The sequence below is a fragment of the Streptosporangium sp. NPDC002524 genome, assembly GCF_040295985.1.
In the GTDB taxonomy this organism is placed as follows: domain Bacteria; phylum Actinomycetota; class Actinomycetes; order Streptosporangiales; family Streptosporangiaceae; genus Streptosporangium.
In genome coordinates this window covers 336,780-352,434 of the sequence record NZ_JBEOWK010000009.1, presented here as the reverse complement: position 1 = coordinate 352,434, position 15,655 = coordinate 336,780, and the positions used below count along the sequence as shown (strand labels likewise).

Genomic DNA, 15,655 nt, shown 5'->3' with positions numbered 1-15,655 from the left:
CGTGAGGATGATCCTCACGGGCCCTCGTCGTGCGCGGCATCCCGCCCGGCGGGATGCCCGCCGCCCCTGAGCAGGCGCTCAGGGGCGCTCGGGGCGCTAGACCTTCGCTCCCGCCTTGGCCTCGGCCTTGGCGACGGCGGCGTCCACCGCCTCGGCGAAGTCGGCGAGCACCGGGTTCTCGAACAGCACCCGGATCGGCACGTTCACCGTGAACGTCTCCCGCACCTGGGTGATCACCTGCGCGGCCACCAGGGAGTGGCCGCCGATCTCCAGGAAGTCGTCCTCGCGGGCGATCCGCTTGAGCTTCAGCACCTCCGCCCAGATCGCGGCGATCGCCTGCTCCGTCTCGGTCTGCGGCGCGTCGAAGTCGTCGTCACCGCCGTCCCCGTTCCCGCCGCCGTCCAGGCCGGGCTCGGGCAGCGCCTGGCGGTCCACCTTGCCCGAGGAGGTGAGCGGCATCGCGTCCAGCGTCACGTACGAGGAGGGCAGCATGTACGCGGGCAGCGAGCCCTGCAGGAACCGGTGCAGCTCGCCGGTGAGGCCGCTGCGGTCGGCGATGATCCTGGAGGCGTCGTCGAGCACGACGTAGGCGACGAGCCGGTCGTCGCGCACGACGACCGCCGCCTCGCGCACCCCCGGGTAGCGGGTGATCGCGGCCTCGATCTCGGCCGGCTCCACCCGGAAACCACGGATCTTCACCTGGTGGTCCACCCGGCCCACATACTGCAGCCGGCCGTCCGGCAGGTAGCGGACCAGGTCACCGGTCCGGTACAGCCGCGCGCCAGGAGGGCCGTACGGGTCGGGCATGAACGACTGCGCGGTCAGGCCGGGCTTGCCCCGGTAGCCGTGGGCGAGGCCGGTCCCGCCGACGTACAGCTCGCCGGGCACGCCCGCGGGGAGCGGGTTGAGCCAGCGGTCCATCACGTAGGTCCTGAAGTTGGCGAGCGGCCGTCCGATCGGCGGCGCGTACGCGGCGGCGGGATCGCAGGCGCCCATCGTGGCGCACACGGTCGTCTCCGTCGGCCCGTAGGCGTTGACGAACGTACGGCCGGGCCCCCAGGTCCGCACCAGCCCGGTCGGGCACTGCTCGCCCGCGACGACCATGAGCCGCACCGTGCCCAGCTCGTCGCCCTTGAGCGTGCTGAGGAACGTCGGCGGGAACGTGGCCGCGGTCACCCCCTGGTCGCTGATGGCCTTCGCCGTCTCCTGAGGGGTCATCGCCGACGGGTCCAGCACGCACAGCGCCGACCCGTTCAGCAGCGCCATCGTGATCTCCCAGATCGACGCGTCGAAGCTGAGCGAGGCGAACAGCGCCACCCGGTCGTCGGGCGTCAGGGAGAACTCCCGCGACAGGGCGGAGGCGAGGTTGCTGACGCCGCGGTGCGGCACCTCCACGCCCTTGGGACGGCCGGTCGAGCCCGAGGTGTAGATGACGTAGGCGGGCGCGTCGGGCGCGGGCGTCACGCCGGGCCTGGTGTCCGGCTCCTCCGCCTCGATCGTGCGCCACTCGCCGTCCAGCTCGATCGTGCGCACCCGCTCGTCGCGCACCAGGCCGGAGTGCTCGGCCACGGTGAGGACGATCCGGGTCCCGCTGTCGTCGAGGATGTGGCTCAGCCGGTCGGGCGGCAGCGCCGGGTCCAGCGGCAGGTAGACGCCACCGGACTTGACGATGCCGAGGAAGGCGACGAGCGCCTCCGCCGAGCGGCCGGTCATCGAGCCGACGACGTGGCCGGGCCGCACCCCGTCGCGGATCAGCCGGTGGGCCACCCGGTTGGCGCGCTCGTCCAGCTCCCGGTAGGTGAGCCGCCGCTCGCCGGCGAGCACCGCGAGCGCGCCGGGGGCGGCTTCGGCACGAGCCTCGAACAGGGCGCCGACACCGGCCTCCTCGTCGAAGGGGGTCTCGGTGCGGTTCCACTCCTCGACCACCAGCCGCAGCTGCTCCGCGTCCAGCAGGGACAGCGACGAGATGGGCCTGCCGGGGTCGCGCACGGCGTCGGACAGCAGGGTGACGTACTGCTCGGCCCTGGTCCTGGCGCCCGGCGCGTCGAACAGGTCGAGCCCGTAGCGGATCTCCCCGTCGAGCGAGCCCGGCACCAGGACCAGCGCCAGGTCGGAGGCGAGCGGGAAGCGGCCGGCCACCAGCTCCGAGGTCCGCACGCCCGGCAGCCGCAGCGCGCTCCAGGCCGGGGCCGTCTGGGCGAACTCCGCCTGGTAGAGCGGCTGCACGCCGCTGGAGGCGTCCAGCTCCAGCTCCTCGGCCAGCCGGTGCGCCGGGTAGGAGCCGTGCGCGGCCGCCTCGTCCAGCGCGCCGCGCACCTGGGCGACGACGGCGGCGAACGAGGGGTCGCCCTCGCAGCCGATCCGGATCGGGAACGCGGGAGCGCGCCCCCCGGCCGGCACGGGTACGCCGACCACGACCTCGTCCTGGCCCGACCAGCGGCACAGCGCGACCGCCCACGCGGCCAGCGTGACGGCCCCGGTGTCGGCACCGGTCTCCGGCGCGGTCTCGGCCTGTCCCGACCAGCGGGACAACGCCATCGTCTGTGCGGTCTGGGCCGCCTGACCGGGAGGCCCGGCCTCGCGGGCGACGGCCTCGACCAGCGCGACCGTCTCCGGCGGGACGGTGAAGGTCACCCGGGCACCCGTGAAGCCGGGCGTGGCGGGACGGCCCCGGTCGGCGGGCAGGTCGAGGGCGGGGGGCGTGCCGTCGAGCCGGTCACGCCAGTAGGCGAGGTCGGCGGCCTCCTTGGCGTCCGCGTTCTCGGAGGTCCCGGTTTCGGAGGCGCCGGGTTCAGAGGTGCCGGGTCCGGAGGTGCCGGGGGCGGCGGCCGGGGACGCGTGGCCGTTCGCGGAGGCGCCGTTGGAGGTCCCGGCGGAGGTCCCGTTGGGGGCGTGGCCGTTGTGCGCCCGGCCGTTGGAGGTCGCGGGGGAGGTTCCGTTGGAGGCGGGCGCGTCGAACGCGTCCTCGTACGCCTGGGAGATCTCCTCCGCGAGGCCCGTCAGGACGCGCTCGTCGGCGACGAGCCGGTGCGCGGTCACGATGAGCGCGTGGTCGTCGTCGGCCAGCCGCGCCAGAGCGACCCGGACCGGCGGGCCGGAGTCGAGGTCGATACCCCGGTTGGCCTGCTCGGAGACGAGCCGGGCCAGCGCCTCCTCGCGGCGGCCCGCGTCGTGTCTGCTCAGCTCCACCGGCGCGGGGACGGTGACGGGCCGGGGCTTCGTCCCGGATCCGCCGGGCGACGCCGGCCGGAGGTCCTCGCGCGCGTCCAGCACGTGTTCCAGCGCGGCGGCCAGGGCCTTCTCGTCCAGGGGGCCGCGCAGCCGCGCCGCGAGCGTGACCTGGTCGGTGTGGTCACCGGCGGTTTTCGCCCGGTAGGACCTCCACCGGCTCTCCTGTGTCGGCGACAGCGAAGTCTTACTGTCCGGCATGGGGTGCTCCAATCAGTGCCCGGCGTGGTCGAGTTCGAGGTGGACGGGGACGCGGTCGACGCCCCACATGAGGTTCGAGCGCAGCCGCTTGACCGGCCCGGTGAGCTCCATCCGGGCCACCCGGCCGGTCAGTTCCTCCAGCAGCACGCGCAGCTCGAACCTGGCCAGCGCCGCGCCGATGCACAGGTGCTTGCCGAGGCCGAACGTGAGGTGCTTGTTGGGGGTGCGCCCGACGTCGAAGCGGCGCGCGTCGGGGAAGGCGTCCTCGTCGCGGTTGACGGCCGGGTGCCACACGCTGACCCGCTCACCGGCCCGGATGGTCTGGTCGCCGATCCTGGTGTCGCGCAGCGCGGTGCGCATGACGTTGAGGCTGGGGGCGGTCCAGCGCAGCACCTCCTCCACGGCGGTCGGGATGAGCGAGGGGTCCTCGCGCAGCCGCCGCCACTCGTCGGGGTTCTCCACCAGGGCGATGACGGCCCCCGCCGAGGCGTGCCTGGTCGTCTCGTTGCCCCCGGTGATGAGGCCGTTGATGTTGAGCAGGATCTCCTCGTCGGTGAGGGGCGTCCCGTCGATCTGGCCGCGGATCAGCACGCTGATCACGTCGTCGCCGAGGTCCCCGCGCCGCTCGGCGAGCAGGTCGGCGTAGTAGGCGAAGATGTTGGCGTTCGCCTCGGCCTTCTCCGCATCGGAGATGACGTCGTCGGAGGTGGCGGAGCCGAACGCGGTGCGCGTCCACTGGATCATCAGGTCCCAGTCGGCGCGGGGCACGCCCAGCAGCTCGCAGATGACCGAGAGCGGGAGCCTGCCCGCCACGGTGTCGACGAAGTCGAAGGAGTCCTTCTGGGCGTTCTCCTCCAGCATCCCGCCGACCGTCTCGCGCATCGCGCCCTCCAGGCGGCGGACCACCCGGGGGGTGAGCGCGGGGTTCATCACGTCGCGCAGCTGGCTGTGGCGGCCGTCGGTGACGATGAGCATCTTGCCCGCGGCGGCGCGGGCGGCGGACTCGGTCTGCCCGACCTGCATGCCCCGCTCGGAGGTGAAATTCGTCTTGTCGAGATAGACGGCGACGCCGTCGGCGTATTTGGTGAAAGCCCAGAAGCTCGGCCCGTCGGACCTCTTGTTCCAGAACATCGGCTGGTGCTCCTGCAGGTAATGCAGGACGCCGAGGCCGGAGTCGGGGGCCGTGTAGATGTCCGGATCCGCCAGGTCCAGCTCGTTGAGATTCACGGTCGTGTCAACTGTCATGGGGAATTCCTCCGTGCGTACACGTCGAAGATGTCGGTGTCCTTCAGCAGGGGGTCCTGGCCGATGTCGACCTGGAATCCACGACCGGTCAGATCGTCGCGCACGGACGCGAGCCTGCCGTCGATGTCGTGGACCTGCATGACGATTTGGTCGACCGCCTCCCAGTCGCCGGGAGCGATTCCGTCCAGGACATCGCATTCGGCTTTCTCGACGTTGATTTTCAGCAGTCCTATGCGGTCCACGCCCTCGGTGGCCATCACCTCGGAGATCGTCCGCACCTGGCACTCCTGCTTCTCCGTGATGTGCCTGCCCTCGGCCATGTCGGTCACGTCCTCGGGGGCGAAACCGCTGTTGGCCAGGAACGTCCTGGTCACCTCGGCGTCGTGGTCGACGTCGGTGTACATCCCCGACATCGCGGTGGTCTCCGGGTAGACGGTGAGAACCGCCGTGCCCGGGGTATGGGAGAGCGCGCAGTCGAACGCCTTGGCGTTCAGGCCGTGGGCGGACAGATTCGCGCACAGCGCGTCGTAAAGCGGCCTGGCGGGCTCGAAGGCGAGAATACGCGTGCCCGGACATTCCCAATGAAACGCCAGGGCGGCGATTCCGATGTTAGCCCCCACGTCGAACACCGTCATTCCCGGCTCAAGACGCACGTCATGTCTGAAGTAGCTTCTGTCGCCCACGATACTGCGATACTGCAGGCTGGTCTCGGCGGGATTGAGCTGGAATACCACATGACCGTCGGGGAGCGTCATCTGGCGGACTCGCTGATTGTTTTCCAGTGTGTCTCTCGTATGATTTCGCATATCATCACCCTTAACAAAAACCTTATTCCAGTCAACCAGAGGTGAATCCCGACAAGGACGGAATGATCTTATGGACACTCAGAGAGCGGAAGTCAGGGCGCCGGAGGAAAAGCCGCCCTCTCTCTGGCGCAACCCCGACTTCAACCGGCTCTGGACCGGTCAGTCGATCTCGGTCCTCGGCTCCGAGCTGACCACCCTGGCCCTCCCGCTGACCGCGATCCTCATGCTGCAGGCCAGCTCCCTGGAGGTCGGCCTGCTCAACACCATGCGCACGATCGCCGCGCTCCTGCTGACGCTGATCGCGGGCGTGCTCATCGACCGCTACCGTCGCAGGCCGCTGATGATCGGTTCCGACATCGGGCGTGCCGCGGTCGTGGCCCTCATCCCCCTCGCGGCCTTCGTCGGTTTCATGGACATGTGGGTGCTCTACGTGGTCGCGGTGGTGGTCGGCGGCCTCTCGGTGGTCTTCGAGATCGCCTACGCCGCCTACATGCCGACCCTGCTGAGCGAGGAGCAGCTGGTCGAGGGCAACAGCCGGATGGCGGCGACCGAGTCGGTGGGCGCCATCGCGGGCTCCAGCGCCGGAGGCGTGCTCATCGACCTGTTCCGGCCGGCGTACGTGATGCTGGGAGACGCGATCTCCTTCCTCGTCTCCGCCTTCGCCCTGTCGCGCATCCGCCACGTCGAGCCGCCGGTCGAGCGCCAGAGCGCCCAGGGCCGGGGCGCGGTCGCGGCGATGCTCCACGACATCAAGCACGGCCTGAAGGTCACCTACCGCAACGACTACGCCCGGCCGCTGATCCTCAACTCCGCCGGGGCGAACTTCGGGTCGATGATGATCCTGACCCTGTTCATCCTGTACGCGGCCAGGGAACTCGGCATGTCGGGCACCTGGATCGGCTTCATCTACGCCGTCGGCAGCATCGGCGGCGTCGTCGGAGCCGTCTTCGCGAGCAAGCTGTTCGAGAAGGTCGGCTACGGGCGCGGCATCATGACCGCCCTGATCGCCTTCCGGGTGCTGTGCTTCACGCCGTTCGTGGCCGGTCCGCAGTGGCTGCAGATCACCCTGTTCTCGATCATCTGGTTCGTCACGGTGTTCGGCGTGGTGGCCGGCAACATCGGCCAGCTCACGCTCTTCCAGTACGTGATCCCCAACCACCTGCGGGGCCGGGTCATCGGCGCGAGCCGCGCGGTCTACCTCGGCATCCTGCCGCTGGCCGCGATGCTGGCCGGGGTGCTGGGCGAGCTGATCGGCATCAAGCCCGCCATCTACGCCGGTGCCGCGTTCCTGCTGCCCTGGATCATCCTGCTGTTCCTGTCGCCGGTGCCGAACCTGCGCAGGCTGGAGGACGCCGAGCTTCTGCGGGACGACCCGGAGCCCGCCGAGACCGGTGGATCCGGTGAGCCCGGCGGGCGCGAGGACGGCAAGGGTTCCAAGGGTGCCAAGGACGCCTGAGGACATCTGAGATCGGCCGGCTCAGCCGGGGACGCGCGCGGACATGCTCCGCGATATCTCGTCCAGCAGGGCGGCGGGCGCCTGGAGGTAACTCCAGTGCCCGCCGTCCAGCACGGTGTAGCGGGCCTCGCCGTAGGACTCCCAGCCGTCCATCTGCTCCGGGGGGATCTGCGTGTCGCCCGACCAGCCGATCGCGGTGATCGGGCACGGCAGCCGCACCGGATCGGTCTTGTCGAAGCGGCCGTAGGCGGCCACGTCGGCGCGCATGACGTCCGCGGCCATGTCCACCAGCTCGGGCAGCGGCTCCGCGCCGCGCGCCCGCATGAGGTCCGACACCAGCGCGCCCACCTGCTCCTCGTCGAGCTTGAGGATGCTCGGCCACGAGGCCCGGTGCGGCGGGACCATCGACGACGCGAACAGGTGGGCGGGCAGCGGTCCGCCGCGCTCCATGAGCAGCAGCGTCGCCTCGTAGCCGATGAAGACCGTGCCGCAGTGGCTGATGAAGCCGAACGGCCGGTCCAGGTAGGGCTCCAGGCCCTCCAGCATCTCGGCGGCGACGGCCGCGTAGCTCTCGAACAACGGCTCGCGCAGCCGGTTCTCCCTGCCGGGCAGCTGCACGGGACACAGCTCGATCCCGTCCACCTCGGCCGGCCACCCGTGGTACATCGACGCCCCCGACCCCGGGTAGGGCAGGCACCACAGCCTGGCCCGCGCCTCGGGGTCGGGGGTACGCAGCAGCCACGTGGGGCGGCTCCTCCTTCGCTTCCGCTCGGTCATCTGGTCCTTCCTTCCGCCTTGATGTTCCGGATGAGGGTCTCGGGGGTCGGCGCCCGCAGGAAGTCGCGCAGCCGGATCCGCACGCCGTAGCGGCTCCCGATCCGGTCGACGAGGCGGGTGGCCGACAGGGAGTCGCCGCCGGAGCGGATGAAGTGGTCGCCCAGCGCGCCGCGCGCCCCGAGCTCCTGCTCCCACAGCTCCAGCACCCCCGCGGTCACGGGGTCGCCACCTTCCTCGCGCCCGCCGTCTCCCCGGGGAGCGGCCTCCGAGCCGTCCGCTCTCGGGAGGCCCGTGCTTCCCGGGAGGCCGTCGGCTTCCGGGAGACCGCCGGCACCCGGGCGGGCGGTCGCGGGGGGATCGCCCCACGCGGGCGCGGGCAGCGCGCGGCGGTCCACCTTGTTGCTGGAGTTCAGCGGCAGCCGCTCCATCGGGGTCCAGGCGGTCGGCACCATCGGGCCGGGCAGCCGGGCCGCGGCGAAGGCCCGCAACTCCCCGCTCTCGTACGCGACGCCGTTCCCGCTCTCGTGCGCGACGCTGTCTCCGCTCTCGTACGCGACGCCGTTCGCGGTGCCGCCCGGGACGCCGTCCCCGTTTTCGTACGCGACGCCGTTCGCCATTCCGCCCGGGACGCCGTCCCCGCTCCCATGCGCGACTCCGTTCGCGCCGTCGTTCCCGGTGCCGTCCGTGGCGCCGTCCGCAGTTCCTTCCGCGGTGGCGGCGTAGACGACGTAGGCGCACAGCCTCAGGTCGCCGCCGGGGCCCGGCACGCCCGTCACCACGCACTCGCGCACCGCGGGGTGGCCGAGCAGCACGGCCTCCACCTCCGCGGGCTCCACCCGGTGGCCGCGGATCTTGACCTGCTGGTCGACGCGGCCGTGGTGCTCCAGCCGCCCGTCCGGCCGCTCCCGTACGAGGTCGCCGGTCCGGTAGACGCGGCCGCCCCCGCCCGAGGGGTCGGGCAGGAAACGTTCGGCGGTGCGGGCCGGTTCGCCCAGGTAGCCCCGGGCCAGCTCGGGCCCGGACACGAACAGCTCGCCGACCTCGCCCGCCGCGACCGGCTCCAGCCCGGAGGTCAGGACGGGGACGCCGACCCCGGGCCAGGCGCGCCCGATCGGGGGCCGGGTGCGCCGGGCGGTCTCGTCGGCCGTGAACGACGTGCAGCGGTCGTCCAGCGGGACCAGGCAGCTCGTCACGCCGTTGGCCTCGGCGGAGCCGTACTCCACCGCGACCTCGAACGGCAGGGCGGCCGAGGGCCACACGCGCACCGCGTCGCTGCCGACCGTCATCAGCCGCAGCGCCGTCTCCTCCGGCCACGGCAGGCCGTACAGGAGTTCGGCGAGCGGCATGTTCACGTACGAGCGGGTGATGCCGGAGGCGACCATCCAGTCGCGCAGCTCCGGTGGCGAGCCCGCGGTCGCCGCGTCGGCGACGTGCACGCTCGCGCCGGAGCAGAGGTACGGCCACAGCTCCACCACCGAGACCGACGAGGCCGGGGGAGCCAGCCAGCTGGAACGGTCGGCGGGGGTGATGCGGTACGCCTCGGCGTGGGTGGCGACCCGGTGGGCGATCGCCCGGTGGGTCACCCCGACGAGCTTGGGCCGACCCGTCGACCCGGAGGTGTGCACCGCGTACGCGAGCTGGTCCCCGTGCACCCGGACGCCGGGCCCCTCGGCGGAGGGTTCGGCGTCGAAGGAGCCGAAGGAGCCGAAGGAGCCGGAAGAGCCGGAAGAGCCGGAAGAGCCGGAAGAGCCGGAAGAGTCGAGGGGGCCGGGGGCGTCGAGGGGGCCGTCGATCACCACGGGAGCGCCGTCGAGGACCTCGGCGACGCGGTCCTCGGGCCAGCCGGGGTCGAGCAGCACCGCCGCGCCGCCCGCCTTGCAGACGGCGAGCAGCGCGACGAGCAGGTCGGGGGAGCGGTCGAGCCGCAGGGGGACGAGGGTCTCGGGGCCGACGCCGCGTCGCAGGAGCGCGCGGGCGAGGCCGTTGGCACGGGCGTCGAGGTCCCGATAAGTGAACAGGACGGCCCCGGAAACCAGGGCCGTCCTGTCCGGTGCCTCGGACGCCTTTCTCTCGAACAGCGTGTGGACGGTGTCCACCTGTCCTCCGTTCCTCACCCGGCCTTGGCGTCGTGGATCCCGCGAGCCGGGATCTCGCCGGTGGCGACCTGGTTGAGGATGAGCCGCGCCCACTCCTCCACGCTGCGGTTCATCCGGCGGGCCGCGTCACGCCACGACTGTTCCTGGTCGACCGGTACGTCGATGTGGATGACGGCCTTCTCCTTGGCGGCCTCCGCGGCGCGGCCGGAGGCCGACAGGGCGGCGGTGCGGTGCGCCTTGATCTGGCTGCGGAGCCGGTTTCTGGACCAGCTGAAGCGCTCGGCGCGGTCGAGCCAGAGCATCTGCTCGTGCTCGGGAAGCGCGGCCACTTCCGCGTGGTGCTGAAGGCTGAGCTTATCCCGCCGGCGGGATACCGGGAATCGCCGCGCGACCCACGCGTAATTGCGCAGGGTCTGGATATCGAGGGAGCTCTCCTCGACCGCTCTCTTGTAACGGTCGGTGTATTCGGTTTCGCCGTAGACCAGCCAGTCGCCGAGCCACCAGGCGGAGGAGTCGGCGATGAGGGAGATCTGGTGGCCGATCCGCCGCCAGGTGTCGAAGGGGAGGCTCGACGGGAGCTGGAGCCCGGTTCGCCGCGGCTTGGCGGACGCGTCCAGGGCCAGCTTGGAGCCCTGGGAGGAGGAGCGGCGCGGGGCCGGGACGGGGGGCCTCTCATCACTGGACGACGGGGCTTGGCGGTTCGCCTCTCGGTTGGGGGAGAGCACCTGCATGCGACTGTTCCTCCGGATTTCTGTGCACTTGGAGTGAGTCAGGCCGATCCCTTACCCGCCCTTTCGGAAAGCGCACTTTCGATCATGAGTAATTTTCGTTTGGTCTTCCTGAGGTACAACGGAAAGACGGGATCGAGCCGTTGACCAGCTGAGTCTCCAATCAGCTTGGCAATTTTTTTTGCTCTGTGATATACGCGCCTGTTCGGAATTCAACCTCTCGGAAATGGAATTGATCCATGACGTATACAAGGTTTCGGTCCGCGAATAAGCGCACGCTGCGTCGCTCCCTGATCGCGTACGGTCTCGCGGTCGTGCTGCCCTCCGTACTGGCGCTGCTGATGCTGGCGCTCGACCCGGGGACGGCCACCGGTCCCGTCCCGGTGCTCTCGGTGGAGCCGGGACGGGAGGAGGCGGTGCCCGCCACGCCCCTGCTGCTGTTGTCGATCACGACGGTCGTCGCGCTGGCCCATCTCGGCGGGGCCGTCTTCCGCAGGCTGGGCCAGCCCCGGGTGATCGGGGAGATGGCCGCGGGCATCGTGCTCGGCCCCTCGCTGCTCGGCGCCGTGTGGCCCGAGGCCTACGGCGCGCTGTTCCCCAGCGCGGTCATGCCGTACCTGAACCTGCTGGCCCAGTTCGGGCTCGCCTTCTTCATGTTCCTGGTCGGGCTGGAGCTGCGCGGCGACCTGCTGCGCGGGCGGGGCAGGATCGCGGTGCTCTGCGGCCAGGCGAGCGTGGCGATCCCGTTCGCGCTCGGGGTCGCGCTCGCCCTGCTGATCTACACGCCGCTGGCGGCCGCGCCCGTCGAGTTCCCGGTCTTCGCGCTGTTCATCGGCGCCGCGCTGAGCGTCACCGCGTTCCCCGTGCTCGCCAGGATCCTGCTGGAGCGCGGGCTCTTCCACACCCCGACCGGGGCGCTCACCGTCACCTGCGCCGCCATCGCCGACGTGACCGCGTGGCTGCTGCTCGCCGTGGCGGTCACCATGGCCAAGGGCTCCTCACCCGCCGAGGCGCTGCGCACGCTCGGCCTCACCGTCGCCTTCGCCGCCGTCATGGTCTGGGTGGTACGGCCGCTGCTGGCCCGGCTGCTGCGCCGGGGGCTCTCCCAGGAGGCGACGCTGCCCATCGTCATCGTCGGCCTGCTCGTCTCCGGGCTGCTGACCGAGCTGATCGGCATCCACCTGATCTTCGGCGCGTTCCTGTTCGGCGTCCTGTTCCCGCGCGACGGCGACGTGCGGCTGCGGCGGGTCCGCGAGCGCACCCAGGACTTCACCACCTCCTTCCTGCTGCCGCCCTTCTTCGCCTTCGTCGGGCTCAACACCCAGATCGGGCTGCTCAGCCAGGATCTGGCGATGTGGGGCTGGTGCCTGCTGATCCTCGTCGTCGCCGTGGCGGGCAAGGTCGGCGGGGTGCTGGTCATCGCCAGGCCGATGGGCGTGCCGGGGCGGGAGGCCATGCGGCTCGGGGTGCTGATGAACTGCCGGGGGGTGACCGAGCTGGTGATCCTGAGCATCGGCCTCGGCCTCGGCATCATCACCCAGGTGCTGTTCACGATGCTGGTGATCGTCGCCCTGGTCTCCACGGCCGCGACCGCGCCCCTGCTGGGGTTGCTGGACCGGTGGGACGCGCGGCGCGACGGGGAGGCGGCGCGGGACGGGCTGCCCGAAAAGCCAGGGGAGCCTGGGGAGCCGGGGGAGCCCGAGGGGGCGCCGGAGGGGGCGGGGGCGGCGCGCCGATCCGCCTGAGCGGGGGATCCGGGGGATCCGGGGAATCCCGGGGATCAGGGGAGCGGGCCGGGGGTTCCGGCCCGGTGGTCCGAGGGCCGGGAACGTGGTCCGAGGGCCAGGGGCCGGGAGCCAGGGGGCCGGGGGAAACGCTTCAGGGCCCCAACGCTTCAGGGACCCTTCGAGGACCGGGAGGCGGGGGAGCGGGTTTCCGGGAGGACGGGGTCAGGAGGCGCGGCGCAGCGCCCGGGGCTCGGTGCCCAGCTCGCGCAGCTTGGCGCGGACCTCGTCGGGGCTCTCCCCGGCGACGGTGAGCCGGGAGGTGGCGAACACCTCGCCGTCGGCGTCGGTGATCGGGTCGCCGCTGTAGGGGATCTCGCCGCTGAAGCGGGCCGCGCAGAGATGGTCGCGCAGCTCGGGCCGGGCGTGCAGGGAGAAGATCGGCAGCTGGGTCGCCATCGCGGCGAGCCGCATGGTGCCCGACACCCGGGGGTTGATCTCCAGCAGGTGCACCTCGCCGCTGCGGGTCAGCAGGAACTCCACCTCCAGGTAGCCGTGCGCCTCGGCCAGGTCGGCGAGCCGCTTGCCGACGGCCCGGAGCTTGCGCTCCCAGGTGCCGCCGAGCGCCGGGCTGGGGCACAGCCGCAGCCGCTGCCACGGCGGGACCAGGTCCGGCGAGGTCGCCCCCTTCCAGACCGGCGGGAACGTCGCCGTGCCGTGCTCGTCGCGGTAGATCAGCACCGAGTACTCGATCCCGTCGACGTACAGCTCGCTCATCTCGTTGGGGGCGAGGTCGTACTCGCCCGCGCGGGCCAGCCGGGTGCCGACGCTCTGCGTGCCGTGCCGGTCCTTGATGACCACGGGGGTGTCGGGGCCGGCCTCGGGCAGCGGCTCGCCGGCCCGCGCCCACGGCGGCGAGACCAGGCGGTAGCGGTCGAAGAACTCCTTCATCAGGATCTTGTCGCTGCCCAGCGAGGCGCACAGCCGCGACTGGCACTCGGCCTGGTGGCCGAGCTCGCGGAGGCGGAAGGCCAGCAGCTGGTCGCGGCCGAGCGTCGTGTGGCTGGAGTGGAAGACCACCGTCGCGCGCGGCGTCCGGCCGATCGCGCCGAGCAGTGGGGACACGTCGACGTGGTGGTCCTCGCCGGTGTAGACGATCCGGTCCTGCGGGCCGAGGTCGACGAAATGGCCGAACCAGCTCTCCAGGCTGGCGGGGGCGACGGCGTGGATGACGGGGGACGTTTGTCGGCTCATGTGGATTACTCCGGAATCGACGCTGGAAACACTGGAACGCTGGAAATACTGGAACGCTGCGAACAACGAGAACGCTGTGAGCGCTGTGAGCGCTGGAAACAGGAACGACGTTACGCGGTTCGCGCCATCGAGAATGCGTCGTCGAACGCCTCGACATACGCGCCGACCAGCGGGGAACCGGCCTCCCAGAGGAAATTCACCGGCAATTTCATCCACCTGGCGAACAATTCCGCGGAACGCGGGAACGGCCGGTCGTTCACCGCCGCCGCGGCCCGTACGGCGGCGGCGACCTGGGGGGACCAGTCGGGCGCGGTGCCCTGGAAGAGCGGGAAGACGTGCAGCGGCCGGGTGGCCGGGCCGCGCACCTTCAGGCCGCGCTCCTGACCGGCCGCGACCAGCCCGTCCCGGCTGAACGGGCACTCCGGCGTCACCTCGACGACCCCGTCGTACCAGGCTCCCATCGTGACGCCCTCGGCGATGGGGGAGGGCCGCACGCCGGGCAGCTCGGCGAGCCCGGCGGCCAGGGCGGACATGTTGGCCACCCTGCGCTCCACCAGCTCGTCCAGGCGGTCGAGGTGGCTCTGGGCGAGCACGGCGCCCGGCGTGGAGATGCGGAAGTTGCCGCCGAGGCCGGTCAGCAGGAACGGCTTGTAGCGGACGGCGTCGATGGTCAGGTCGGTGCGGTGCCGGAAGTTGGTCAGCAGGCAGGCGCGGGCGAAGACGTCCTCGGAGTCGGTGAGGAGCATGCCGCCCATGCCCCCGGAGATGAGCTTCCTGCCGCCCACGCTGAAGATCGAGATGTCGCCCATGGAGCCCACCGGCCGGCCCCGGTAGGTGGAGCCGTGGGCGTGCGAGCAGTCCTCGACCAGGGCGAGCCCGCGCCGGTCGGCCACCGCGCGCAGGGCGTCCATGTCGCAGCTGTGGCCCCACAGGTGGGTGACGACGATCGCGACCGTACGGGGGGTGACCAGCGCCTCCACGTCCGCCGCGGCCACGTTCCCGGTGGCGTCGCCCGCGTCGCAGAGCACCGGCACCGCGCCCAGCAGGAACAGCGGCGAGGCGGTGCTGAAGAACGTGAGGTCCGGGACGATCACCTCGTCGCCGGGCCCGATGCCCAGTGCGAAGTAGGCGGCGAGCAGCCCGGCCGTGCCGGAGGTGAGCGCCAGGGCGTGGGCGCGGCCGTGCCGCTCGGCGAACGACCGTTCCAGCTCGGCCAGCTCGGGGCCGTAGTCGTAGTCGAACGTGCGGCCCAGCGTCACCAGCTCGGCGACCTTGGCCGCCACGCCCTCGTCGTAGACCGGCCATTCGAGCGGGTGCGGGAGGCCCACGGGGGCCGCGAGCCCGCTCTCCCGCGTGTCCGCGCGGCCGGTCTCCTGTGTGGCCCGCGTGTCCGTGAGCCCGGTCTCCCGCGTGTCCGCGCGGCCGGATGCCGGCGGGCTCACGCGTCCGCCCCCTTGAGGGCGACGAGCCTGGTCACCGCGTGGGTGTGCGGCTCCTCGTGGCCCTTGTGCGTGTGCGTGGAGTCGGCGTCGGTGGCGCTCAGCACGGTCCATCCGGAGTACCTGGCGAGGTACCAGTCGTGGGGCAGCAGGACCGGCATCCGCATCTCGCCGGCGGGAGGTAGGTAGGCGTGGCCGCGGTTGAACATCAGCAGGGCGTTCACCCCTCCCGGCCTGGTCGCGGCCTGGAGCCTGGCGATGACGTCGGCGACCTGTTCCTCGTCCTCCAGCCAGTGCAGGACGCTGCACGCCAGCACCCCGTCGAACGAGGCGGGCTCCAGCCCGGCGGTGCGCGCGTCGCCCTGCCGCCACTCGATCCCGCCGGCGTCGCCCCACGCCCGCGCGCCGTTCTCCAGCGCGGCGGCCGACATGTCCATCGCCAGCACCCGCGCGCCCCGCTGGGCGAGGCGCACCGCGTTGCGTCCCTCGCCGCATCCCACGTCGAGGACGGCGGGCGCGTCCGTACCGGCCGGGGTGGCGGGCGGCCCGACCTCCGCGGGGGCTCCGGGCAGGGAGAGCGCGTCTCCCAGGACGTCGGAGATCCGGTCGGGCCTGCGCCCCCACAGGCAGGCGGTCCTGGTGTAGCGGGCGTCGCAGCCACCGTCGTCGTCGTAACCGTTCGGTTCTGTTTGAGGTCCCAT

At 71.9% G+C, this 15,655-nt stretch carries 11 protein-coding genes; 2 read left to right on the top strand and 9 right to left on the bottom strand.

Going from position 1 to position 15,655, the window contains the following annotated elements; translation table 11 throughout:
- Positions 1-96: 96 nt before the first annotated feature.
- From ABT053_RS18625 to ABT053_RS18615, 3 genes are read right to left on the bottom strand one after another with little or no spacing between them, the layout of a single operon-like run.
- The gene (locus tag ABT053_RS18625) at positions 97-3,429 is read right to left on the bottom strand and encodes a non-ribosomal peptide synthetase (protein WP_350970307.1); all 3,333 of its coding nucleotides are present in this window, start codon (positions 3,427-3,429) and stop codon (positions 97-99) included.
- Between the two features lie 12 nt (positions 3,430-3,441).
- Positions 3,442-4,674 (bottom strand): cytochrome P450, encoded by a 1,233-nt coding sequence (locus ABT053_RS18620; protein ID WP_350970306.1) that lies wholly within the window; start codon positions 4,672-4,674, stop codon positions 3,442-3,444.
- Positions 4,671-5,429 carry an FkbM family methyltransferase gene (locus ABT053_RS18615; RefSeq protein ID WP_350970305.1) on the bottom strand — a complete coding sequence of 253 codons (759 nt, stop codon included), beginning with the start codon at positions 5,427-5,429 and terminating at the stop codon, positions 4,671-4,673. Before ABT053_RS18615 ends, ABT053_RS18620 begins: the two co-directional genes overlap by 4 nt.
- Before the next feature lie 121 nt (positions 5,430-5,550).
- On the opposite strand from ABT053_RS18615, the gene ABT053_RS18610 reads away from it, so the two are divergent.
- Positions 5,551-6,936, top strand: a complete 1,386-nt coding sequence (locus tag ABT053_RS18610; RefSeq protein WP_350970304.1) for an MFS transporter — start codon at positions 5,551-5,553, stop codon at positions 6,934-6,936.
- A gap of 21 nt (positions 6,937-6,957) precedes the next feature.
- On the opposite strand, the gene ABT053_RS18605 is transcribed toward ABT053_RS18610, so the two are convergent.
- Genes ABT053_RS18605 through ABT053_RS18595 form a run of 3 tightly spaced genes read right to left on the bottom strand, consistent with a single transcriptional unit; the run spans position 6,958 to position 10,540 of the window.
- Positions 6,958-7,713, bottom strand: a complete 756-nt coding sequence (locus tag ABT053_RS18605; protein ID WP_350970303.1) for a thioesterase II family protein — start codon at positions 7,711-7,713, stop codon at positions 6,958-6,960.
- Positions 7,710-9,809 (bottom strand): non-ribosomal peptide synthetase, encoded by a 2,100-nt coding sequence (locus tag ABT053_RS18600; RefSeq protein WP_350970302.1) that lies wholly within the window; start codon positions 9,807-9,809, stop codon positions 7,710-7,712. The genes ABT053_RS18605 and ABT053_RS18600 overlap by 4 nt, the downstream gene beginning before the upstream one ends.
- A gap of 14 nt (positions 9,810-9,823) precedes the next feature.
- Positions 9,824-10,540 carry an LmbU family transcriptional regulator gene (locus ABT053_RS18595; RefSeq protein ID WP_350970301.1) on the bottom strand — a complete coding sequence of 239 codons (717 nt, stop codon included), beginning with the start codon at positions 10,538-10,540 and terminating at the stop codon, positions 9,824-9,826.
- Positions 10,541-10,776: 236 nt separating this feature from the next.
- Between ABT053_RS18595 and ABT053_RS18590 the strand changes: the two genes are divergently transcribed.
- Entirely contained in the window at positions 10,777-12,282 is a 1,506-nt protein-coding gene (locus ABT053_RS18590; RefSeq protein ID WP_350970300.1) for a cation:proton antiporter domain-containing protein, read from the top strand.
- Positions 12,283-12,486: 204 nt separating this feature from the next.
- On the opposite strand, the gene ABT053_RS18585 is transcribed toward ABT053_RS18590, so the two are convergent.
- The 3 genes from ABT053_RS18585 to ABT053_RS18575 all read right to left on the bottom strand — a co-directional run bounded on the left by ABT053_RS18585 (position 12,487) and on the right by ABT053_RS18575 (position 15,655).
- Positions 12,487-13,515: an ATP-binding protein gene (locus ABT053_RS18585; RefSeq protein WP_350970298.1), complete on the bottom strand. Its 1,029-nt coding sequence runs from the start codon at positions 13,513-13,515 to the stop codon at positions 12,487-12,489.
- Between the two features lie 110 nt (positions 13,516-13,625).
- Positions 13,626-14,957, bottom strand: a complete 1,332-nt coding sequence (locus tag ABT053_RS18580; RefSeq protein ID WP_350970297.1) for a DegT/DnrJ/EryC1/StrS family aminotransferase — start codon at positions 14,955-14,957, stop codon at positions 13,626-13,628.
- A complete protein-coding gene (locus ABT053_RS18575; protein WP_350970296.1) occupies positions 14,954-15,655 on the bottom strand; it encodes a class I SAM-dependent methyltransferase in 702 nt (233 codons plus the stop codon). The genes ABT053_RS18580 and ABT053_RS18575 overlap by 4 nt, the downstream gene beginning before the upstream one ends.